The 21,181-nt window shown below is 65.8% G+C and carries 21 protein-coding genes; 18 read left to right on the top strand and 3 right to left on the bottom strand.

What is annotated here, in order from left to right; translation table 11 throughout:
- The first annotated feature begins 1 nt into the window (after position 1).
- Genes C2U31_RS15595 through C2U31_RS15615 form a run of 5 tightly spaced genes read left to right on the top strand, consistent with a single transcriptional unit; the run spans position 2 to position 3,972 of the window.
- Positions 2-1,129, top strand: coding sequence for an ABC transporter ATP-binding protein (locus C2U31_RS15595; protein ID WP_103273591.1), 1,128 nt, complete (start codon positions 2-4; stop codon positions 1,127-1,129).
- Between the two features lie 22 nt (positions 1,130-1,151).
- The gene (locus tag C2U31_RS15600; RefSeq protein WP_103273592.1) at positions 1,152-2,072 is read left to right on the top strand and encodes an ABC transporter permease subunit; all 921 of its coding nucleotides are present in this window, start codon (positions 1,152-1,154) and stop codon (positions 2,070-2,072) included.
- Positions 2,069-2,878, top strand: a complete 810-nt coding sequence (locus tag C2U31_RS15605) for an ABC transporter permease subunit (protein WP_103273593.1) — start codon at positions 2,069-2,071, stop codon at positions 2,876-2,878. Before C2U31_RS15600 ends, C2U31_RS15605 begins: the two co-directional genes overlap by 4 nt.
- Positions 2,875-3,231 (top strand): arsenate reductase, encoded by a 357-nt coding sequence (locus C2U31_RS15610; protein WP_103273594.1) that lies wholly within the window; start codon positions 2,875-2,877, stop codon positions 3,229-3,231. Before C2U31_RS15605 ends, C2U31_RS15610 begins: the two co-directional genes overlap by 4 nt.
- A 12-nt stretch (positions 3,232-3,243) precedes the next feature.
- On the top strand, positions 3,244-3,972 hold the full coding sequence (locus C2U31_RS15615) for a DNA-3-methyladenine glycosylase (RefSeq protein ID WP_103273595.1): 729 nt from the start codon (positions 3,244-3,246) through the stop codon (positions 3,970-3,972).
- A 66-nt stretch (positions 3,973-4,038) separates the two neighbouring features.
- Here C2U31_RS15615 and C2U31_RS15620 read toward each other — a convergent pair whose 3' ends face one another.
- A complete protein-coding gene (locus C2U31_RS15620; protein ID WP_103273596.1) occupies positions 4,039-4,746 on the bottom strand; it encodes a YrbL family protein in 708 nt (235 codons plus the stop codon).
- A gap of 161 nt (positions 4,747-4,907) precedes the next feature.
- Between C2U31_RS15620 and rmuC the strand changes: the two genes are divergently transcribed.
- The 4 genes from rmuC to rpiA all read left to right on the top strand — a co-directional run bounded on the left by rmuC (position 4,908) and on the right by rpiA (position 10,378).
- Positions 4,908-6,308, top strand: coding sequence for a DNA recombination protein RmuC (gene rmuC / locus C2U31_RS15625; RefSeq protein WP_199771037.1), 1,401 nt, complete (start codon positions 4,908-4,910; stop codon positions 6,306-6,308).
- Between the two features lie 99 nt (positions 6,309-6,407).
- Positions 6,408-7,937 carry an amidase gene (locus C2U31_RS15630; protein WP_103273598.1) on the top strand — a complete coding sequence of 510 codons (1,530 nt, stop codon included), beginning with the start codon at positions 6,408-6,410 and terminating at the stop codon, positions 7,935-7,937.
- A gap of 56 nt (positions 7,938-7,993) precedes the next feature.
- A complete protein-coding gene (locus tag C2U31_RS15635; RefSeq protein WP_103273599.1) occupies positions 7,994-9,658 on the top strand; it encodes an isovaleryl-CoA dehydrogenase in 1,665 nt (554 codons plus the stop codon).
- A 42-nt stretch (positions 9,659-9,700) separates the two neighbouring features.
- Positions 9,701-10,378: a ribose-5-phosphate isomerase RpiA gene (gene rpiA, locus C2U31_RS15640; RefSeq protein ID WP_103273600.1), complete on the top strand. Its 678-nt coding sequence runs from the start codon at positions 9,701-9,703 to the stop codon at positions 10,376-10,378.
- A 57-nt stretch (positions 10,379-10,435) separates the two neighbouring features.
- Here rpiA and C2U31_RS15645 read toward each other — a convergent pair whose 3' ends face one another.
- The gene (locus C2U31_RS15645) at positions 10,436-10,765 is read right to left on the bottom strand and encodes an addiction module antidote protein (RefSeq protein WP_103273601.1); all 330 of its coding nucleotides are present in this window, start codon (positions 10,763-10,765) and stop codon (positions 10,436-10,438) included.
- The gene (locus C2U31_RS15650; RefSeq protein ID WP_103273602.1) at positions 10,762-11,085 is read right to left on the bottom strand and encodes a type II toxin-antitoxin system RelE/ParE family toxin; all 324 of its coding nucleotides are present in this window, start codon (positions 11,083-11,085) and stop codon (positions 10,762-10,764) included. The genes C2U31_RS15645 and C2U31_RS15650 overlap by 4 nt, the downstream gene beginning before the upstream one ends.
- A gap of 271 nt (positions 11,086-11,356) precedes the next feature.
- On the opposite strand from C2U31_RS15650, the gene phoU reads away from it, so the two are divergent.
- From phoU to C2U31_RS15695, 9 genes are all read left to right on the top strand, one after another.
- The gene (gene phoU, locus C2U31_RS15655; RefSeq protein WP_103273603.1) at positions 11,357-12,082 is read left to right on the top strand and encodes a phosphate signaling complex protein PhoU; all 726 of its coding nucleotides are present in this window, start codon (positions 11,357-11,359) and stop codon (positions 12,080-12,082) included.
- A gap of 422 nt (positions 12,083-12,504) precedes the next feature.
- The gene (locus C2U31_RS15660) at positions 12,505-13,059 is read left to right on the top strand and encodes a fimbrial assembly protein (protein ID WP_103273604.1); all 555 of its coding nucleotides are present in this window, start codon (positions 12,505-12,507) and stop codon (positions 13,057-13,059) included.
- Between the two features lie 120 nt (positions 13,060-13,179).
- Positions 13,180-15,438 carry a TcfC E-set like domain-containing protein gene (locus tag C2U31_RS15665; protein ID WP_199770827.1) on the top strand — a complete coding sequence of 753 codons (2,259 nt, stop codon included), beginning with the start codon at positions 13,180-13,182 and terminating at the stop codon, positions 15,436-15,438.
- A 21-nt stretch (positions 15,439-15,459) separates the two neighbouring features.
- Complete coding sequence (locus C2U31_RS15670) at positions 15,460-16,146, top strand: pilus assembly protein (RefSeq protein ID WP_158658387.1); 687 nt, start codon at positions 15,460-15,462, stop codon at positions 16,144-16,146.
- Positions 16,147-16,163: 17 nt separating this feature from the next.
- On the top strand, positions 16,164-16,664 hold the full coding sequence (locus C2U31_RS15675; protein WP_233772394.1) for a hypothetical protein: 501 nt from the start codon (positions 16,164-16,166) through the stop codon (positions 16,662-16,664).
- Positions 16,665-16,696: 32 nt separating this feature from the next.
- Complete coding sequence (locus C2U31_RS30570; protein ID WP_158658388.1) at positions 16,697-17,704, top strand: hypothetical protein; 1,008 nt, start codon at positions 16,697-16,699, stop codon at positions 17,702-17,704.
- Positions 17,705-17,714: 10 nt separating this feature from the next.
- Positions 17,715-18,701, top strand: a complete 987-nt coding sequence (locus tag C2U31_RS15685) for a hypothetical protein (RefSeq protein ID WP_103273607.1) — start codon at positions 17,715-17,717, stop codon at positions 18,699-18,701.
- A gap of 74 nt (positions 18,702-18,775) precedes the next feature.
- Positions 18,776-19,834 carry a hypothetical protein gene (locus tag C2U31_RS15690; protein WP_158658389.1) on the top strand — a complete coding sequence of 353 codons (1,059 nt, stop codon included), beginning with the start codon at positions 18,776-18,778 and terminating at the stop codon, positions 19,832-19,834.
- A gap of 293 nt (positions 19,835-20,127) precedes the next feature.
- On the top strand, positions 20,128-21,129 hold the full coding sequence (locus C2U31_RS15695) for a hypothetical protein (protein ID WP_158658390.1): 1,002 nt from the start codon (positions 20,128-20,130) through the stop codon (positions 21,127-21,129).
- Positions 21,130-21,181: the final 52 nt, after the last annotated feature.

Consider the following 21,181-nt stretch of genomic DNA (forward strand, 5'->3'; position numbering starts at 1 on the left):
CATGAGCGATAGCCGTTACTCGGCGCAGCACGCGGCCGATCCGGACGAGTTCGTCCGGATCGCCGACGTGGTGAAGATTTTCGGCGACGTGGTCGCCGTGCGTTCCGTCAACCTGTCGGTCAAGCGCAACGAGATATTCGCGCTGCTGGGTAGCTCCGGCAGCGGCAAGTCGACCTTGCTGCGCATGCTGGCGGGCTTCGAGGAAGCGACCTCGGGCCAGATCCTGCTCGACGGCGAGGACATCACCAGCACGCCGCCGTACCGTCGGCCCGTGAACATGATGTTCCAGTCCTATGCGCTGTTCCCGCACATGACGGTCGAGGCCAACGTGGCCTTCGGCCTGAAGCAGGAAGGCGTGCCCCGGGCCGAGATCCACGACCGCGTGTTCGAGGCGCTGGACCTGGTGCAGATGGCCGGCTACGCGCGGCGCAAGCCCAACCAGCTCTCGGGCGGGCAGCAGCAGCGCGTGGCGCTGGCGCGCAGCCTGGTCAAGCGGCCCAAGCTGCTGCTGCTGGACGAGCCCATGTCGGCGCTGGACAAGCAGATCCGTCAGAAGACCCAGATCGAGCTGGTCAAGATCCTGGAGCAGGTCGGCGTGACCTGCATCATGGTCACCCACGACCAGGAAGAGGCCATGACCATGGCGCACCGCCTGGCCGTCATGACCGAAGGCCAGATCGTCCAATGCGGCACGCCGCAGGATGTCTACGCCTTCCCGAACTCGCGCTTCGTCGCCAGCTTCATCGGCTCGACCAATATGTTCACCGGCACCATCGTGGTCGACGAACCCGACCATGTCGCCATCGAGTGCGCCGAGCTGACCCGCCCGCTGTACGTCAGCCACGGCGTGAGCGAGCCGCTGGGCATGGACGTGCACGTGTCGATCCGGCCCGAGCGCCTGGTGGTGTCGCGCAACCAGCCCGAGGGGGACTACAACTGGGCGCACGGCATGGTCAGCCACATGGCCTGGATGGGCAGCTACGCGCTGTACCAGATCCGGCTGGACTCCGGCACGATGGTCGAGGCCAGCGTGCCCAGCCTGCTGCTGGCGCAGATGGACGCGCCCGGCATCGACGAAGAGATCTTCGTCAGCTGGGACGCCGACAGCGCCACCGTGCTGTCGTCCTGAGCGCGGCGCGGAGGTCCATTTCATGAGCCGCTTTTCTCCCCGCGACTGGCTGCCTTCAGGCAAGACGCTGGCGGTGGTGCCGCCGTTCGCCTGGCTGCTGGTGTTCCTGCTGGTGCCGTTCCTGCTGGTCTTCAAGATCAGCTTCGCCGAACTGCAATTCGGCGTGCCGCCGTACACCCCGCTGGCCGAATTCAAGGACGAGGCGGTGCAGTTCAGCCTGCACCTGCGCGGCTACATTCTGCTCCTGACGGACAGCCTGTATTTCGCCACCTACCTGAATTCGGTCAAGATCGCCGCCATCACCACGCTCTGTTGCGTGCTGATCGGCTATCCGATCGCCTATTACATCGCGCGTTCCTCGCCCTCGGTGCGCAACCTGCTGCTGCTGGGCGTGATCCTGCCGTTCTGGACCTCGCTGCTGCTGCGCGTGTATGCCTGGGTCGGCATCCTGCGCAACGACGGCCTGCTCAATAACCTGCTGCAGGCCCTGGGCATCATCTCCAGCCCGCTGGAAATCTATCGCACCGACCTGGCGGTCTATATCGGCATGGTCTATGCCTATCTGCCGTTCTTCATCCTGCCGCTCTACGCCACGCTGGTGAAGATGGACCTGCGCCTGCTGGAAGCCGCCTATGACCTGGGCGCCAAGCCCTGGCAGGCGTTCTGGCAGATCACCGTGCCGCTGTCGCGCCAGGGCGTGATCGCCGGCGCCATGCTGGTGTTCATCCCGGCGGTGGGCGAGTACGTGATCCCGGAAATGCTGGGCGGGGCCAACACGCTGATGATGGGCCGCGTGATGTGGAACGAATTCTTCAACAACACCGACTGGCCGATGGCCTCGGCGGTGACCTGCGTGATGGTGCTGCTGCTCCTGGTGCCGCTGGCGCTGTTCCAGTACAACCAGGTCAGGCAGCAGGAACAGGCCGGCGGGGGGCGCAAATGAACGGTCCCAACAAGACGCTGCGCGCCCTCGCGCTGGGGCTGGGGTACTTCTTCCTGTATGTGCCCATCGTCAGCCTGATGGTCTTCTCGTTCAACGAGTCGCCGGCGGTCACGTCCTGGACCGGCTTCTCGATGCGCTGGTACCACTCGCTGTTCAACGACGAGGCGCTGCTGCGCGCGGCCTGGCTGTCGTTCCGCATCGCCGCGCTGACGGCCACGGCGGCGGTCATCCTCGGCACCTGGGCCGGCTATGTGCTGGCCCGCATGGGGCGCTTTCGCGGCTTCACGCTGTACGTGGGCATGCTGAGCGCGCCGCTGGTCATTCCCGAGGTGGTGCTGGGCATCTCGCTGCTGCTGATGTTCGTCGAACTGCGCGGCCACCTGGGCTGGCCCGCCGAGAACGGCATGTTCACCATCTGGGTCGGTCACGTCACGCTGTGCATGGCCTTCGTCGCCGTGGTCATCCAGACCCGCATCCGCGACCTGGACCGCTCGCTGGAAGAGGCCGCGCTGGACCTGGGCGCCACGCCGCTGGTGGTGTTCTTCAAGATCACGCTGCCGTTGATCGCGCCGGCGCTGGCCTCGGCCTGGCTGCTGTCGTTCACGCTGTCGCTGGACGACGTGGTGCTGGCGTCCTTTCTGTCGGGCCCCAGCTCCAGCACGCTGCCGATGGAAGTGTTCTCGCGCGTGCGGCTGGGCCTGAAGCCCGAGATCAACGCCCTGGCCACGCTGTTCATCCTGGCGGTGGGCACCTGCGTGATCCTGGCCAACCGACTGCAATCGCGCAAAGAGACCGAATTCAAATGAAATCAACGACTTTGTATGGCTTGAGCAAGTGCAGCACCTGCGTCAAGGCGCGCGACTGGCTGAGCGCGCATGGCGTCGCGCATGATTTCGTCGACTACCGCGATCATCCGGTGGCTGCCGCCACGCTCAAGGCCTGGGCCGGCAAGGTGGGCGGCTGGGAAAAGCTGGTCAACCGCACGTCCATGACCTGGCGCGCGTTGCCGGACGAGCGCAAGGCCGCCAGCACCGACGCGCAATGGACCCAGCTGATCGCCGAGTACCCGGCGCTGGTGCGCCGCCCGGTCACGGTCACGCCGGACGGCGAGGTCACGGTCGGTTTCAGCGAAAAGCGCTACGGCGAACGCTTCGCCTGATCGCGCAGCGCCATGGCCGGCAAGGCAATTCCATCGGGCAGCGCCGCAGCGGCGCTGCCCGATGTTTTTTTCGACCGCGACGCCCGCGAGCTGGCGCGCGACCTCTTGGGCAAGGTGATCCGGCATCGCGTCGACGGCCTGTGGCTGTCGGCCCGCATCATCGAGACCGAGGCCTACTACCAGGCCGAGAAGGGCAGCCACGCCTCGCTGGGCTATACCCACAAGCGGCGCGCGCTGTTCATGGACGGCGGCGTCATCTACATGTACTACGCGCGCGGCGGCGATTCGCTGAACTTCAGCGCCGCCGGGCCGGGCAACGCGGTGCTGATCAAGTCCGGTCATCCCTGGGTCGACGCGCGTTCGGGGCCAGAGGCGCTGGCGCGCATGCAGGCGCTCAATCCCGACGCGGCGGGGGGCGCGCGTCCGCCGCACAAGCTGTGCGCCGGCCAGACCCTGCTGTGCCGCGCCCTGGGCTTGAAAGTGCCGGACTGGGATGCGCGCCGCTTCGACCCCGAGGCGCTGTACGTGGAGGACGTGGGCGAGCGTCCCTCCGCCCTGGTGCGCTGCGCCCGGCTGGGCATTCCGGCGGGCCGCGACGAGCATCTGCAATACCGCTATGTGGACCCGGCCTATGCCGCGTTCTGCACCCGCAACCCGCTGCGGCGCGGCCAGGTCGCGGGTCGCGACTACGTCTGGGTGGATGGGCGGGACAGGGAATTGCCGCCGCCGGGCGGGGCGTAGCGGGCGCAGCGCTTGTTCAGCGCGCCAGGCGCCGGCTGACGTCAGGGCACTGCGGCAAGCGCCGTTTCAGGCGGAGCGGTCGGCGGCTTCGCGCGCCCGGCGCTCCATCGAGGCCAGCATCTCGGCGTACTTCTGCCGCACGCGGCGGCGGTTCAGGCGCCGGCTCCAGGCGTATAGCGGAATCAGGGGCAGCGAGCCGAAACCGTCGATCAGGTACAGCCCGGGCTTGCCGTCGGCGTTGCGGCCGTAGGCGATGTTGGAGGGCGAGACGTCATGCAGCACGACATGGGCGTCGGCCAGATCCTCGAAGAACTCGTCCAGCCGCGCCCGCAGGGCCTGGTCCAGCCGGCCCTGGCGCGCCAGGCTCGCCACCGTGGGCGCGATCCCGCCCGCGTCGTCGGTGATCTTCTCCACCAGCAGCCCCAGGCCCAGCGAGGTCTGCGCCACGCCCAGGATGCGGGCCAGCGGCACCTGCCACACGCCGGAAGGGCGGGTGGTGGTGTTGACGTATTCGGTGATCTCGTTCAGGTAGACGCGGTAGGCGCTTTCACGCTGATACTGCTTGTACCAGCGCTTGAACGGCCGCGCTTGCAGGTAGCGGGCGCGCGCCTTCATGTCCATCACCTTGACGAGCAGGGAAGGGGCGTTCGGGTGCTGGAAGATGTGACGGTCGCCGCCGACCGCCAGGGGGAATTCCGCGTCCAGGTTCAGGGGACCGAAGATCGATTGAAACGAGACTGCGTTGCTACAGGATGGAAGATCGGCGGAGTTCAAAACAGTTGCGTGCTCATGCAGATTGTTAACAGTTTAATGCTGTTGCGCGGAGCAGGCAGGCATACCCGACTGGCGGAGCTGGCTATTTATCCAGGGCCGTCCCGAGCCAAAATATCGGGCCGCATCCTAAAATCCCTGTTTTGGAGGCGAGTTCCTTGACCTTGAATGACATCCTGCTTTGGGTCGCGGCCGGTGGCGCCGTGCTGGCCTGCCTGCTTGGCCTAGCGGCCTGCCTGCGCCCGTCCGGCGGCCCCGCCCGCCTGGACGCGCTGCTGGAAGGGCTGGAACGCACCGAGCGCGCGCTACGCGCCGACATTGCCGAGGGCCAGCGCGGCCTGCGCGGCGAACTGGCGGAGTCGGCCCGCGCCCTGCGCGCGGAGCTGGGGCAGGCCCAGGACGAGCTGCGCGCCGGCCTGGGGCGCGACGCCCAGGCCGCCCGCGCCGAGTCCGCCGAATCGCTGGCCCGCTTCGCCGCCGGCTTCGGCGAGCAGCTGCAGGGGCTGATCCAGATCAACGAGCGCCGCCTGTCCGAAGTGCGCGCCACGGTCGACCAGCGGCTGCAACTGCTGCAGGCCGACAACGGCGCCCGGCTCGACGAGATGCGCCGGACCGTGGACGAAAAGCTGCACGCCACGCTGGAACAGCGGCTGGGCGAATCGTTCAAGCTGGTCTCCGAGCGGCTGGAGGCGGTGCACAAGGGCCTGGGCGAAATGCAGGCGCTGGCCGCGGGCGTGGGCGATCTCAAGCGCGTGCTGACCAACGTGAAGTCGCGCGGCACCTGGGGCGAGGTGCAACTGGCCCGGCTGATCGAAGACAACATGACGCCGGACCAGTACGCCAGCAACATCAAGCCGGTGCCGGGCAGCGACGCGATCGTGGAGTTCGCCGTGCGCCTGCCGGGCAGGGCGGGCGGCGCGCCGGTCTGGCTGCCGATCGACGCCAAGTTCCCCAAGGAAGAATACGAGCGCCTGATGGACGCCCAGGAAGCGGCCGACGCCGAGGGCGCGCGCGCGGCCGGCGCGGCGCTGGGCAAGGCGGTGGAAGCACAGGCCCGGATGATCGCCGCCAAGTACGTGGCGCCGCCGCACACCACCGATTTCGCCATCATGTTCCTGCCCACCGAAAGCCTGTATGCCGAGGTGCTGCGGCGTCCGGGGCTGCTGGACCGGCTGCACGGCCTGCGCGTCAACGTGGCCGGCCCCAGCAATCTGGCGGCCCTGCTGAACAGCCTGCAGATGGGCTTTCGCACCCTGGCCATCGAGCAGCGCTCGTCCGAGGTCTGGCAGGTGCTGCGCGCCGTCAAGACCGAGTTCGGCAAGTTCGGCGAGGCGCTGGCCAGCGTCAAGAAGACGCTGGACAACGCCAGCAACAAGATCGGCCAGACCGAGGTGCGCACGCGCGCCATGCTGCGCAACCTGAAGAACGTCGAAGCCTTGCCCGAGGCCGATGCGCGGCTGGTGCTGGGCGGGCAGTCCGGTCAGGATGCGGACGATCCGGGCGACGCCGGGGAGGCGGACGCCGGCTATTCCGCTGTGGCGGCAGAGCCACCCCGGCAGGCGTGATTCCTAGCCGCCCGGCAGGAGGCAGCTTGTTGCCCCGCCATACAGTGGATATCCTCATGCTTGCGGCAATCCGCCGTCGATATCTGGAGCATCGCAAGCATGGGCACCGCTGAACGCCACGATCCTTCTTCCCTCGACGCGACCGGGCTGGCCGCGGCCATCGCCGATGGCCAGACCACGGCCAGCCAGGCCATGCGCGAGGCCCTGGAGCGGGTCGCCGCGCGTAATCCCGACATCAACGCGGTCTGCGGACTGCGGGAAGACCTGGGCCTGAGCCTGGCCGCCAGGACGGACGAGGAACTCGCGGGCCTGACGCGGGACGGGCGGCGCGCCCTGCTGGCCGAGCGTCCGTTCCTGGGCGTGCCGACCTTGCTCAAGGACCTGGGCACGGCCGCGCTGGGCCTGCCCAGCGCCATGGGCTCGGTGCTGTACGGCCAGGTAGAGTGGAACGTGGACGCTGAAATCGTCGTCCGCTACCGCCGCGCCGGCCTGATTCCCTTTGGCCGCAGCACCAGCGCCGAGCTGGGGCTCAGCCCCACTTCCGAATCGCCGGTCTACGGCGCGCCCACGCAGAATCCCTGGAAGCCCGGTCATAGCGCCGGCGGTTCCAGCGGGGGCGCGGGCGCAGCGCTGGCCAGCGGCATGGTGCATATCGCCCATGGCAGCGACGGCGGCGGCTCGATCCGCATTCCCGCGTCCTGCTGCGGCGTGCTGGGCCTGAAGCCCTCGCGCGGCCTGATGCCGCTGGGCCCGCTCAAGGGCGAAGGCTGGGGCGGGCTGGCCACCGAGCACATGATGACCCTGTCGGCGCGCGACTGCGCCGCCGCCCTGGACATCAGCGCCGGCGCCGACGTGGGCGCGCCCTATGCCGCGCCGGCCTTGCCCGCGCAATCCTTCCGCGCGATCGTGGCGGACGCGGCGCGGGATCCGCGCGCCGTCGCGCCGCGCCGCATCGCCTGGCTCAACACGACCTACGAAGGCGACGCGATCGATCCGGAAGTCGCGGCCGCGGTGGCCGAGGCCGCCAGCCTGTTCGCCTCGCTAGGGCACGAACTCGAGACCGCCGCGCCGCCCGTGGGCTCGGAAGAGGTCCTGTCGCCGATGCTGCCGCTGATCGCCAGCGCCGCGGCCAATGCCATCGACGCCTTCGTCGCCGCGCGCGGCCGGCGCCTGGCGGCCGACGAACTCCAGCCCACCACGCTGGGCGCGCGCGAGTACGCGCGCAACATTTCGGGCGCGCAGTACGTGTCCTGCGTCGACGCCTGCCACGAGATCACGCGCCGCGTCGGCCGTTTCCTGGACCGGCGCGACGGACAGGGCTACGACCTGTTCCTGTCGCCGACGCTGGCCGGCCTGCCCGCCGCCATCGGTCGTTACGCCATGGACAACGCCGATTACCTGGCCTACCGTCTGGGCAAGAAGGGCGTGATCGGCTATTCGCCCTTCGCGCCGCTGGCGAACCTGACCGGCATGCCCGCGATCTCCATTCCCTTCGGGCTGTCGCGCGATGGCCTGCCCATCGGCATCCAGCTGATGGGGCCGTTGGGCAGCGAGGCCTTGCTGTTGGCGCTGGCGGCGCAGGTCGAGGCCGTCAAACCATGGCAGCGGGTGGCGCCGATGGCCCGCTAGCGGCAAGGCCGGGGCAGCGGGCGCGCCGCGCCCGCCCACGGCAACAGGGAGAGATCATGGCATCGTTTTCGACGCATACCGTGTTCAACCAGGTTCCGCCCCTGGAGGACTATTCCCTTTACGAGACGGATCCCGCGCTGCGCGCGGCGGTGGCGCGCGAAGGCGCGGCGGCCTGGGAGGGCGACCTCGCCGCCCATGGCGCCTGGCTCGGGCGGGCGCAGACGCTGGCCGCCGGGGACGAGGCCAACCGCCATCCGCCCAGGCTGATCAGCTATGACCGCGGCGGCCATCGCGTCGACCAGATCGAATTCCATCCCTCCTGGCGGCTGCTGATGGGCGGCGTGGTGGCGCGCGGCCTGCACAGCCGTGTCTGGGCGCAGCCGGCGCCGGGCGCCCAGGCCGCGCGCGCCGCCGCCTACCTGATGCAGGGTCAGGTCGAGGCCGGCACCTTGTGTCCGACCACCATGACTTTCGCGGCCGTGCCGCTGCTGCAACGCGAACCGGCCGGCGTGGTGGACTTCGGCGGCGACTGGCTGCCCGCGCTGTATTCGCGCGAGTTCGACGGCGCGGACGCGCCGCTGACCGCCAAGCGCGGCGCGCTGATCGGCATGGGCCTGACCGAAAAGCAGGGCGGTTCGGACCTGCGCGCCATCAGCACGCGGGCGACGCCGCTGGGCGCGCCGGGGCGCGGGTGCGCCTATCAGCTGGTGGGCCACAAATGGTTCTATTCGGTGCCGCAGGCCGATGCGCACCTGGTGCTGGCCCAGGCCGACGAGGGGCCCAGCTGCTTCTTCGTGCCGCGCTGGATACCGGGCGGGCCGCGCAACGCCGTGCGCGTGCGCCGCCTGAAGGACAAACTGGGCAACCGCAGCAACGCCAGCGCCGAGGTCGAGTTCGAGGACGCCTGGGGCGTGATGGTGGGCGAGCCGGGCTGCGGCCTGGCGGTGCTGCTGGAAATGGCCGCCACCACGCGGCTCGATTGCGTGCTGGGCAGTGCGGCGCTGTTGCGCCAGGCGCTGGTGCAGGCCGCGCATCACGCGCGTCATCGCCAGGCCTTCGGCAAGCCGCTGGCCGAGCAGCCGCTGATGCGCAACGTGCTGGCCGACCTGGCGCTGGAGAGCGAGGCGTCCATGGCGCTGGCGTTGCGGCTGGCGCGCGCCGTCGACGAGCGCGCCGACCCCGGCGCGCGGGCGCTGGCGCGCGTGGGCACGCCGGCCGCCAAGCTCTGGGTCTGCAAGCGCGCCGTGGCGGCGGTGGCCGAGTGCCTGGAGGCCTGGGGCGGCAACGGCTACGTGGAAGACGGTCCCATGCCCAGGCTGTACCGCGAGACGCCGGTGAATTCGGTCTGGGAAGGCTCGGGCAACGTCATGGCGCTGGACGTGCTGCGCGCGTTGCAGCGCGAACCCGAGGGCATGCCCGCGCTGGCGCGCGAGCTGGACGCGGCCGCCGGCCAGTACCGTGACTACGACGCCGCGCTGGCGCAATGGCGCGCCAGCCTGGCCGACACGGCGCAGGCCGAGGTCCAGGCCCGCCGCATCGCCGCCGGGCTGGCCCGGCTGTGGCAGGCGGCGCTGTTGATCCAGCACGCGCCGGCCGCCGTCGCGGACGCCTTCGTGGGCAGCCGGCTGGCGGCGGGCGGCGGCATTTTCGGCGAATTGCCCGCCGGCGCCGATGTCCGCGCCATCCTCGCGCGCGCGTGGCCGGACGCCGTCGCATGCTAAATTTCCCTACTTCCCCGTACCGCCTTACCCATTTGGAACGCCATGCTTTCCCAGCAAGAACTCAAGCAGCAGGCCGCCGACGCGGCCCTGGAATTCGTTGAACAGGTCGCCGGCCCGGACGCCATCATCGGCGTGGGCACCGGCTCCACCGCCGACCTCTTCATCGACGGGCTGGCCCGTTTCAAGGGCCGCATCGCCGGCACGGTGGCCAGCTCGGAACGCAGCGCCGCCCGCCTGGCGGGGCATGGCCTGAAGGTGCTGGACCTGAACGACGTGCGCTCGATGCCGATCTACGTGGACGGCGCCGACGAGATCAACGCCGGCCTGCACATGATCAAGGGCGGCGGCGGCGCGCTGACGCGCGAGAAGATCGTCGCCTCGGTGGCCGAGCGCTTCATCTGCATCGCCGACGAATCCAAGCTGGTCCAGACGCTGGGCAAGTTCCCGCTGCCGCTGGAAGTGATTCCGATGGCGCGCGAGTCCGTGGCCCGCGCCATGACGGCGCTGGGCGGCCAGCCGCGCCTGCGCGAAGGCTTCGTGACCGACAACGGCAACATCATCCTGGACGTGTCCGGCCTGTCCATCACCGACGCGCCGGCGCTGGAAGCCCGCGTCAACAACTTGCCCGGCGTGGTGACTTGCGGTCTGTTCGCGCTGCCCGGCGCCGACGTGGCGCTGCTGGCGACGCAGAACGGCATCCGGCGGCTGGATCGCGCCTGATGATTTCCCCCACGGCTGCGTTTGCGCGGCCGTGGGCGACAGGCATGGCGCGCCGGCTCAAGCGGACGCGTGTTTTTCGGGCTCGACCGACAGGCGCAGGCCCAGGGTCTTGAGCACCGCCAGCAGCGTCTTCAATGTGGGATTGCCATTGGGCGACAGCGTGCGGTAAAGGGACTCGCGGCTGATGCCGGCTTGCGCCGCGACGACGGCCAGGCCACCGTAGGCTTCGGCTACGGTGCGCAGGGCGAGCAGGCCCGCGGCCCGGTCGTCGGGGTCGTCCAGCGATTCCAGGGCGGCCTTGAGATATTCGACGGCCAATTGGCGATCCGCTCGCAGTTCGGCGACTTCCGCGGCGTGGTGAGATACCGCGCCCTTGAGCTTGCTCATGCCTGCCTCCGTTTCCATTCCTGCCACAACGCCTGGGCGACCTTGATGTCGCCAGCCTGGCTGCCTTTGTCTCCGCCACACAGCAGCAAGACGACAGCCTTGCCGTGCCGGCCGCAGTAGACGCGATAGCCAGCTCCGGTATGTATGCGTAGTTCGATGACGCCCGCGCCCACCGGCTGCGAGTCGCCGAAATTGCCCATTTCGAGCTGCCGCAGGCGCACCCGGATACGGGCCTGGGACGACTTGTCGCGTAGCGTATTGAGCCATGCGGAGAAGGGTTCGCCGCCATCCTCGCGCTGATAGCGCAGCAATTCCAGCATGGTATGATTGTAGCTTGAAAGCTACTCCTTGTGGGTGAGAGCCACCGGTGGGCAAGCCGGCGAGGCCCGGGATCAGTGGGGAAGCGCAGCCCGGACGCTTGCGCCGGGCGCAGGCGTGTCCAAGGATCGTAATGCCTTCCTTGCAGCGGTTTGCCGGGGTGTTCATAATCCTGTCACACATGGGTCATAACCTTGCGGGCTGTGCAGGCCCATCACGAAAACGCTTACTTTCCGGGGCAATGCAATGAAACCAACCACGCAGGGAGCCCGGATGACCGAGCACACAAACAAGCAGTTCGACGCTGATCTGGAAAACGTCCGCTCGCAGTTCCTGCAGATGGGCGGCGTGGTGGAAGCCATGATCCAGGAAGCCATCGACGCGCTGGCCAGCGGCGACATGGCGCTGGTGGACAAGGTCCGCGAGCGGGAAAAGGAAGTCAACCGTCACGAAGTCGAGATCGACGAGAGCATCAGCCGCATCCTGGCCCGGCATCAGCCCACGGCCATCGACCTGCGCATGCTGATGGCGGTGTCGAAGATGCTGACCGACATGGAGCGCTCCGGCGACGAGGCCGAGAAGGTCGCTACCGTCGCGCGCCGCATCCATGAGGGCGAGCTGCGCCACTTCCCCGTCATCGAGCTGCGCCACATGGCCGCCAATGTGCGCACCATGTTGCACCAGGCGCTGGACGCCTTCGCCCGCCTGGATCCGATCCAGGCGGCCGCGGTGGTGCGCAGCGACAAGGAAGTCGACAAGGAATGGAAGGGCGCGCTGCGCCACCTGATCACCTACATGATCGAGGATCCGCGCACCATCTCGCGTTCCATCGACATGATCTTCATCGCCCGCGCGCTCGAGCGCATCGGCGATCATGCCAAGAACATGTCCGAGCGCGTGATCTACATGGTCAAGGGCGCGGATGTGCGCCACACCGGCGTGAAGAACACCGAGCGCCTGGCGCGCGGCGAGGAAGACGAACGCAACGAGGCCGAGTAAAGCGCGCGGGGGCTGGCGTCAGCCGGCCTCGGCCCTGATTCCCGATCGTCCGGCGCAAGCCGAAAAAACCCCTGGAGCGTGGGCTCCAGGGGTTTTTCATTTCCGGCTTGGCGCATGTCGCCGAAGGGGAGGCAGCGTCGTGCGCCAGTCGGTGCGCGGACGCCTGCCGCAGGCGGCTTTATTAAGACTTCTTGGATATTTGTATTAATGATTCAGCGTAAGTCTGATCATTAATCCATTGCCTTTTCTATTGATTTTTGCAGTTGTATTTTCGAATTTTTCAATTAAGAAATTTCTCGAAGAAATTCCATTTAAGTCTCTCCATCATAGCGACTGCCTGAATCGGGATGCTACCCAGCTACCCGGTCAGGTTGCTCCTTGCCTCGTGGCAAGGAACAACTTCAACCTTTGGCTGGTTCACTATGAAACTCAATAAAATCATTCTCGCGATCGGGTTGGGCGTGGCAGCGGTTGGCGTCGCCAATGCCGCCAACGTGTCCAAGAAAATCACCCTGACGGCCCAGATCAACGACGCCATCTTCGTTTCCAAGGCGGATGGCGCCACCTGGTACGGCACGGAAGAACTCGAGGCCGCCGACTATCGTCAGCAATCCTTCTCCAAGACGCTGCCTGTCCGCGTCTGGACCAAGAACTCGGACTTCAAGGTCTCGCTGCAGCAGCCGCTGAAGATGACCAACGGCGTCTACGAAATGAAGAACGCCAAGGTTTCGCTCACGTCCGGCGCTGGCACCGGCGAGGTGAAGTTTGGCTCGGCGCTGACAGTCAAGCAGGTGACGACGACCGCCGACGGCTTTGATGAAGTCCACAACGTCACCGTCCACGTGGACGCGCCCACCAAGACCACCGGCGGCCCGGATACCAACGGTAGCTACAGCGGCGATCTGGTCATGGTGTTCGAACCCGTTGCCGCGACCGGCACCGGCGGTTCCGGCGGCTCTGGCACCCCGACCCCGTAAGTCGCACTGCCTCGGGCGCGGCAATGCGCCCGTTCCCGGACCCCGGTCTCGCATCGGGGTCCGCGCGTTCTCTCTCCCTTCCTCCCGTGAGTCCTTCTGGGTATTCCAGGCGATATCAGCATGTCTGTACGACAGACTTCCTCTCGGCTATGCATGGCGTGGGCGTGCCTTTCGGTCATCGTCCCCGGGCGCGCGCATGCGCAGGCGGTCGTCAGCTACGGCGTGCCGGAAGGCTTCAGCGAGATCGAGCTGGACAACACGGCCAGCTATGTGGCGACCTACGACGGTAAAACGCTGCCCGGCCTGGTCAACTATTCGCAGAAGCGGGCGGCGCTGGGATTCGATGCGGAGCTGTACGCGGCCAATGGCATCTCGGTGGAAGAGATCAACGCCATCCGCAACGTCGTGTCCAGGATCGACTACAAGCAGTGCGTCAATGGCTGCGACATGCAGGTCGCGGGCCACTATGTCACCGTCGACAAGGTGCGTCGCACGCTGGATATTCGCAGCTCGCGGTCGGATTACCTGGCGCCGTCCACGTCGGTGGGGCTGGTCAGCAGCCACGCCATCGACCTGCGCGGCTCGTCGGACGGCTATCGCAGCGCGAACGTCTATGGCAATACCTGGCTGGGTTTGCCAGGGCGCAGCTTTGGCTACGCAAGCTGGTATGGCGGTCGCAGCCGCACGCAGGGCCGCAGCACCAGCAACCAGGGGCTGTCGTCGTATTACCTGCAAAAGAACTTCTCCGGCACCTATGTGCGGGCGGGCAAGCAGAACAGCATCGACTACGCGTCCGGCTCGGTCAGCACCGTGCTGACCCCCAGCTTCGACCGTTTCGTCACCATAGGCAGCCAGGACAATCTGCGCAATCAGCGCAACGCCGGCTCGCTGGTGCTGTATGCGACGGCCGAGGGCAACTACGAGTTCTACCGCAACGGTCGCCTGGTGTGGAAGCGGCCGGCCACGCTGGGCCGCAACGAGGTCAGCTATCTGGACCTGCCCGGCGGCTACTACCCGCTGGAAATCCGCCTGGTCGACCGCAACGGCAACGTGCTCAACAGCGAAACGCGGGACATCAATAACCTGAACTTCGCCAGCGGCCAGAATTCCTGGCACGTCACGGTGGGCCAGGAGATGAACACCGGTGAAAACCTGGTGCAGGCCTCGGTCAGCCGGAACCTGAGCCAGTTCTACCTGAACGGGTCGGTGGTTCGGAGCCAGCGCTCGGAATGGGCCACGGAAGTGAACCTGACCCGTCCTTCCAAGTTCGGCGAGACCGACATCACGCCGACCGTCGGCGTGCTGGCCGGCGAGCGCGGCAAGGGCGGCTACGCCAACCTGCAGGTGAGCGATCCGACCCTGGGCAGTCTCTGGGTCAGCCGCTATCTGAACAACGATGTATCGCGCTTTTACTGGGGTTCGCCCAGCACCAGCGTGTCATACAGCCATCTCGTGCGCGGCGTATCGCTGGGCTACAACTACTACAAGCAGCCCTTCGGCGAAACCCATCAGGCCGAGGTGCGCTGGAACTACCGTCCCAACGGGCTGTGGTCCACCTTCGCGCTGGGGGTGCAGAAGGGCGGCTACATGAGCCGCGACGGCGGCTACGCCGTCTACTTCAACATGACCTGGACGCTGGACAAGACGCAGGCCAGCTTCCGCGCGGCGCAGTATGGCGGGCAGACCCAGATGAGCGGCGACTACCGCCGCGATTTCCAGGACAGCTACGGCTCCACGTCGCTGGGCACGACCGTGACGCGCCAGGATCGCGAGACCAGCCTGACGGCCTATGGCAGCCGTTCCGGCACGCGTGGCGACACGTCGCTGAACCTGGGCCACAACGGCCGCAGCACCAGCGCGGACTTCAACTATCGCGGCATGGTCGCGGCGAGCGCCGACGGCCTTGCCCTGGGACGCTATAGCGGCGGCGGCAGCGCCTTGTTGCTCAAGACGCCGGAGGTGTCCGGCACGGACTACGGCTTCAACGTCGAGGGCCATCCGGTGGCTGGCGGCGGCACCTATGCGGTACCGCTCGGCATGTACGACGACGTGTCCTTCGCCCGCGTGGTCAGCGGCAACGACGGCCTGGACATGAACATCGAGGTGCCGGCCAACATCGTGCGCGCGCACCCGGGCCAGGTCTATCCGGCCCAGGCCAAGGTCGACATCAACATGGTCTACAGCGGCCTGCTGACCGGGCCGGACGGCGAGCCGGTGGGCGGCCGGATTCTCGAAACCGGCGACACGGCCCATCCGAACGGCCTGTTCTCGATATCGGCCAAGACCGTGTTGCCCAAGATCACCGTGCAGCAGGCCGGCAGGAGCTACGTCTGCGACCTGTCCGACGGAGGCAGCGACGGCCGCTACCGCTGCGAGTAACCGAACAAAGGATTCTTCTAGATGACGCCACGATCGATTTTCTTTCTTGCCCTGGCAGCCTTCATGGCGCTGCCGGCCGCGCGCCAGGCGCGCGCCGAGGGCGAACTCATGGTGATGCCGGCCAGCCTGCAGGTCGTGCCCGGGCACGACTACGCGGTGACGGTCAAGAACGTGGGCGATGGCCCGCTGTACCTGAACATCGCGCTGCAACAGGTGATGAACCCCGGCATGGAGCACGAGCGCAAGGTGCCGCTGAGCGAGATCGAGCGCCCCGGCCTGCTGGCCCATCCCGACCGCTTGTCGCTGGGTCCGGGGCAGTCGCGCAAGATCGCGCTCAAGTCGCTGGTCGAGCCCACTGCCGAGGCGCTGTACCGCCTGTACGTGATCCCGGCGAAGGTCATGCAGGTGGAGCAGGCGCCGCAGGACAAGATCACCGCGCCGATGTCGGTGGCGATCGGCTACGGGGTGCTGGTGCGCCACATGCCGCCGGTGGCCAAGCAGACCACGGGCTGGACGCACCGCTGCGAGGGTCGCGAAATGGTGCTGGAGAACACCGGCACCGTGCGCGTGGTGCTGCCGGATGCGCAGGCGGGCAAGTCCGCCACAGCGCGGAGTCTGGCCTTGTTTCCTGGCGTACCGCAGCGCATCGCGGACGGCAGTCTGCGCTGGACCGAGAACGGCGAGTCGCGCTCGCTGGCGTGTCCCTGACCGGCGCGGAACGTGAAATGGCGATGACGACCCTGCCCGATGCGTCGCGACGTGGCCTGTGGCTGGCTCTGCTGGCGGCGTTGTGCTGCGCGCTGTTGCCAGCCGCGGGCATGGCGGCGGGCGTGCTCAAGCTGTCGCATGCCGAGATCTGGCTGCGCGGCGATGGCCGGACCAGCCGCTTGTACGCCGAGAATGCCGGCGATACCACGCTGTATCTGGATGTGGAGCAGCGCCTGTTGCGCAATCCCGGCGAGCAGCCCGAGGAATTGACGCCGATTGGCGAGGTGCGCAATCCGACGCTGCTGGTGGCGCCCGTGCGCCTGGCGCTGGCGCCGGGACAGCGCGCGCCGATCACGTTGAAGGAGTTGGCGCGCCCCGAGAGCCCACAGGTCTGGCGGGTGACATTTCGGCCCAGGGAAAAATTGCTGGTGGCGAATGATCCGGCGCGGGCCGTGGCCGCGCCGCTGGTGGTGAGCATCGGCTACGGCGTGTTGATTTATCAGGTGCCGGCGCGCTAGCCGTCGCCGTTGTTGTGTCGAGGGGAGTACTTGTGAAACCGATACGCGACGCCTTCCTGTCGTGTTGCGCTTTGCTGGGCCTGTTGGGAGCGGGGCAGACCGCGATGGCTCAGGGGTACGAGTATTTTGACGCGGGTGTGGTGAGTTACGGTCCCATCAATTGCAGCGTGCGAAGCGACGCCAGCAATATCCATTTCAATTTTTCCCTTGGCTTCAATTCCAGCGCCGGACATATCGTTGGCGGCACTTTTCTTTCCAGGGGGATTGCTGTGCACCGGTACGATGCGAAGGGAAAGCCATTGAACTGGCATACCGGGATGCTGGTCTTCATTGATGGCGAGCAGGCCCTGGGCGTGGCGAGTCGCAGCAATAGCGCGGTGATGTTTGGAAGCTCCACAGGAAATGCGATATGGAATTTTTCATGGGCATATACCGCGAATGTGAGGATAACGATAGCCCGAGCCTATGTAGATGCCTGGCCGGCTGTCGGTGTGCAGATTGCGAATGTGCTGACGCCGCTCGATTCGCCCAGCTTCGTGTTCTCATCCAAGGACGTGTACTACCTTTACCGCAACATGCCAACCGGCGATTGTCGGAAAATCGACCCGGCCAAGCCACCGCCAGCGCCGGGCACGGAAATCACTGTCACCGCGCCGGATTGGGATCTGGGCGAGCTGCAGCGGGGCAAGGAAGCGACGCAAACCTTCGCCACCGACGCACAGCGGCTGTGCTTTTCCTATGACGCCAAGTACATCGAATACGACAAGTACCTGATCAGCGTAAGCAACCGCAATGGCGTGGCCGATAACAAGTTCCTGCTGGTTAATGCGGCGGATGGCAGCGAGACGGTTCCGTATACGCTGAGTTTCACGGGGGGCGGCGCGCCGATGGCGTTGCCCAGTATCAATGGACTGCCGTTGACGTTGGGCAAGAGCGGGCGGACGTGCCTGACGCCCACGTTCAAGACATGGGTTGGCGCCACGATCAAGGGCGGCGATTTCAGCGATGCGCTTACGTTCACCATCACAACCCAACCCTAGGCGGCGCGCGATGGCGCTCGCGACTCGTGGTCTGGCGATCTTGCTGGCTGCGCTGTGCTTGTTCGCGGGTCGGTCCGCCTGGGCTGCCACTTACTCTGCCGACGTTATCGACGGCAGCTACCGCGACTGCCGCATAATCTGGAGCGGCGATCGGATTACCGTCAGCTTCACCGTTGATTTCAAGGACGCATCCGGGAATATGGCTGGCAGGACGTTCTTGTCCCGGGGGATAGTCATTTATTCATACGATTCGGCGGCGAAGCCGATGTTGCCGGCGGCTGCTATCGTGTCGATCAATGGCACTGAACGCAGCAACATGGCCGTAGCCGACGACTTCACGTTGGCGTATGCGGCTGCAGCCTACCCGAGAGCGCACTGGATGAATGCAAGGGCATTCACCGCCAAGGTCATTGCCGATCTATACATGGGCACGTCGAACTACTGGCCGGCCGTCTCGGTGCAGGCGGCGAATATGGCAACGGGTAGTTGGGATCCCGTGCTCGCAAGAACCGGCGCGCTGTACATCGGCCCGAACATGTCGGGCTGCCGAACCATCGATCCGGCCAAGCCGCCGCCATCGCCGGTCACCACCGAGATCAAGGTGACGGCGCCGGACTGGGACCTGGGCGAATTGGAGCGGGGCAAGGAAACGACGCGGACCTTCGCCACCGACGCGCAGCGGCTGTGCTTTTCCTATGACGCCAAGTACATCGAATACGACAAGTACCTGATCAGCGTAAGCAACCGCAATGGCGTGGCCGATAACAAGTTCCTGCTGGTCAATGCGGCGGATGGCAGCGAGACGGTTCCGTATACGCTGAGTTTCACGGGGGGCGGCGCGCCGATGGCGTTGCCCAGTATCAATGGACTGCCGTTGACGTTGGGCAAGAGCGGGCGGACGTGCCTGACGCCCACGTTCAAGGCATGGGCCGATGCCAAGATCAAGGGCGGCGATTTCAGTGATGCGCTTACGTTCACCATCACGACCCAATCCTAGGCGGCGTTCGATAGGGCTGCGTGGCGATGGTTCGCTCGCGGGTCCTCACCCTAATTCTTGATAAAGGATGTTCTGTGAAGTGCTTGTTGTCTTGTCGCGCGCTGATGGCGCGTGCTTGTCGAAGTCTGCCTGCTGTTGCTGGCTGTCTCAGGACGGTCCCACTGGCAATACTGCTGCTGTGGACGCTGGGCGCGGGTCAATCAGCGACGGCGCAGACCATTCAGTACTCCGATCTGATGGAGGGCAGCTATACCGGCTGCAACATCAAGGAGGATGGCAAGTTTGCATCTGTCACGACGACGGTCAAATTCAAAGCCGCCAGCGGGCATATTCCCGGGAACGAATTCATTTCCAGGGGCTTGGCCCTGTACACCTACGATGAGCAGGGAAAATTGCGGCGCCCGGCGGAGTTCTGGGCAGTGGCGCTCAATGGCGAGGGCACAAACATGTATAAGGCGTTCAGCGAATTCGGGTTGGACTATGGCGGTACCTCTTCCCAGTTTAAGTACTGGTCGAATCGGTCGGCCTTCACTGCTCAGCTGGAAGTGAAGGTGACGTTGACGGATCTGGCCAAATGGCCTGCTTTTGGCGTGCGGATGGCGAACGTGGCGAATGACTCGGCCAGCACGATCGTGCTGGATAGCGCCGGCTTGCTATACGTTTCTCCCGGCATGAAGACATGCCAGGTAGTCAATCCATCCAATCCGCCGCCTTCGCCCGTGAACACCGAAATCACCGTCACGGCACCCGATTGGGACCTTGGTGAACTGGAGCGGGGCAAGGAAACGATGCGGACTTTCACCACCGACGCGCAGCGGCTCTGCTTTCGCTACAACGCGAAGTACATCGAATACGACAAGTACCTGATCAGCGCAAGCAACCGCAACGGCGTGGCCGAAGGCAAGTTTCTGCTGGCCAATGCGGATGATGGCAACCAGAAGGTTCCCTATACGCTGAGCCTGGCAGGCGGCGGCGCCCCGGTGCCGTTGCCCAGCATCAATGGCCTTCCGTTGACGTTGGGAAAGAGCGGGCAGACTTGCCTGACGCCCACGTTCAAGGCATGGGCCGGCGCCGACGTCAAGGGCGGCGACTTCGGCGACGTGCTTACTTTCACCATCACGACCCAACCCTAGGCGTGCGAGGGCGCACGCGACTCGCGGTCTGGCGGTGCCCGTGGGCCTGGCGTTGGGGCAGCGCGCGCATATCACGATAAAGAACCCGGCGAGCCCGGGAATGGCGAGGTAGAAAGGAAAATGAACTTATCTCGCGGCGCCATCTGGCGTCCTCCAATGGCGGTTTTTCTGGCCGTGCCTGGGCTGGGCGCGTGTCCGGCAATGGCTATGGCGCAGCGGGCCTTACCCTTGCTTGAGGGCTGCCATGCCTATTGCGGCATGCCGCCGCCATGCTTTCATCGAGGGGAATGCCTGTGAAATCAATCCGCAAAGTCATCCTGCGCAGTTCGATGCTGGGCTTGTTGGCCGTGTTGTGGCTATGCACGGGCCGGGTGGCTTGGGCAGCCTCCTATGCCGAGGTCATCGACGGTACCTATGAAAATTGCAGCCTTGTGCAATCTGGCGACAGGATAGCGGCTTCCTTTACCGTCAGGTTCCAGGCCGCGTCTGGAAATATTGGCAACTCACTTTACTTTATGTCGAGGGGCTTGGCAGTATTCTTTTTCGATGAAAAAGGCAATAGAAAGCGCTCGGACGGGACGGTGATAGTAACGATGAATGGCATGAACCCAACCAACAGCCTTACTGAGTTCAATTCCAACCACACCTACTATCGGTCGAATGTGGGCGTCGCACACTGGTCCAATGCTGGGAGATTCACTGCCACTATCAGCGCAGAGTTCGCTGCCAGCGAGCTAAACAAGTGGCCGGCCGTCGGCTTTCACGTGTCGAACGAGTCCAACCTCGATCGGTTTTATGTGCAAAAGGGGGCGCTCTACATGGCTCCCAAGCTAGGGGGGTGCCGACTCATCAAGGCGGGCGAGGCGACGCCGCCGTCGCCGGTCACGACGGAAATCACGGTTAGCGCGCCGGATTGGGACCTGGGGGAGTTGGCCCGGGGTAAGGAAACGACGCGCACGTTTGTCACCGATGAGCAGCGGCTGTGCTTTGCTTACGATCCGAAGTTCATTGAATTCGACAAGTATTTGATCAGCGCGAGCAATCGCAATGGCGTTGCCGAGAGCAAGTTCTTGCTTGCCAGCGCGGAAAATGGCAACGAGACAATTCCCTATACGTTGAGCTTGGCGGGGGGCGGCGCGCCGGTGGCGTTGCCCAGTATCAATGGATTGCCGTTGACGCTGAGCAAGAGTGGCAGGACATGCCTGACGCCCACGTTCAAGGCCTGGGCTGACGCAACGCTCAAGAGTACGGATTTCAGCGATGTGCTTACGTTCACCATCGTCACCCAGCCCTAGGCGCGGCATTCGTCGCTTTGATATGGGAGTACATATATGGGAGTACATATGA

Source organism: Achromobacter sp. AONIH1 (assembly GCF_002902905.1).
GTDB lineage: Bacteria > Pseudomonadota > Gammaproteobacteria > Burkholderiales > Burkholderiaceae_B > Achromobacter.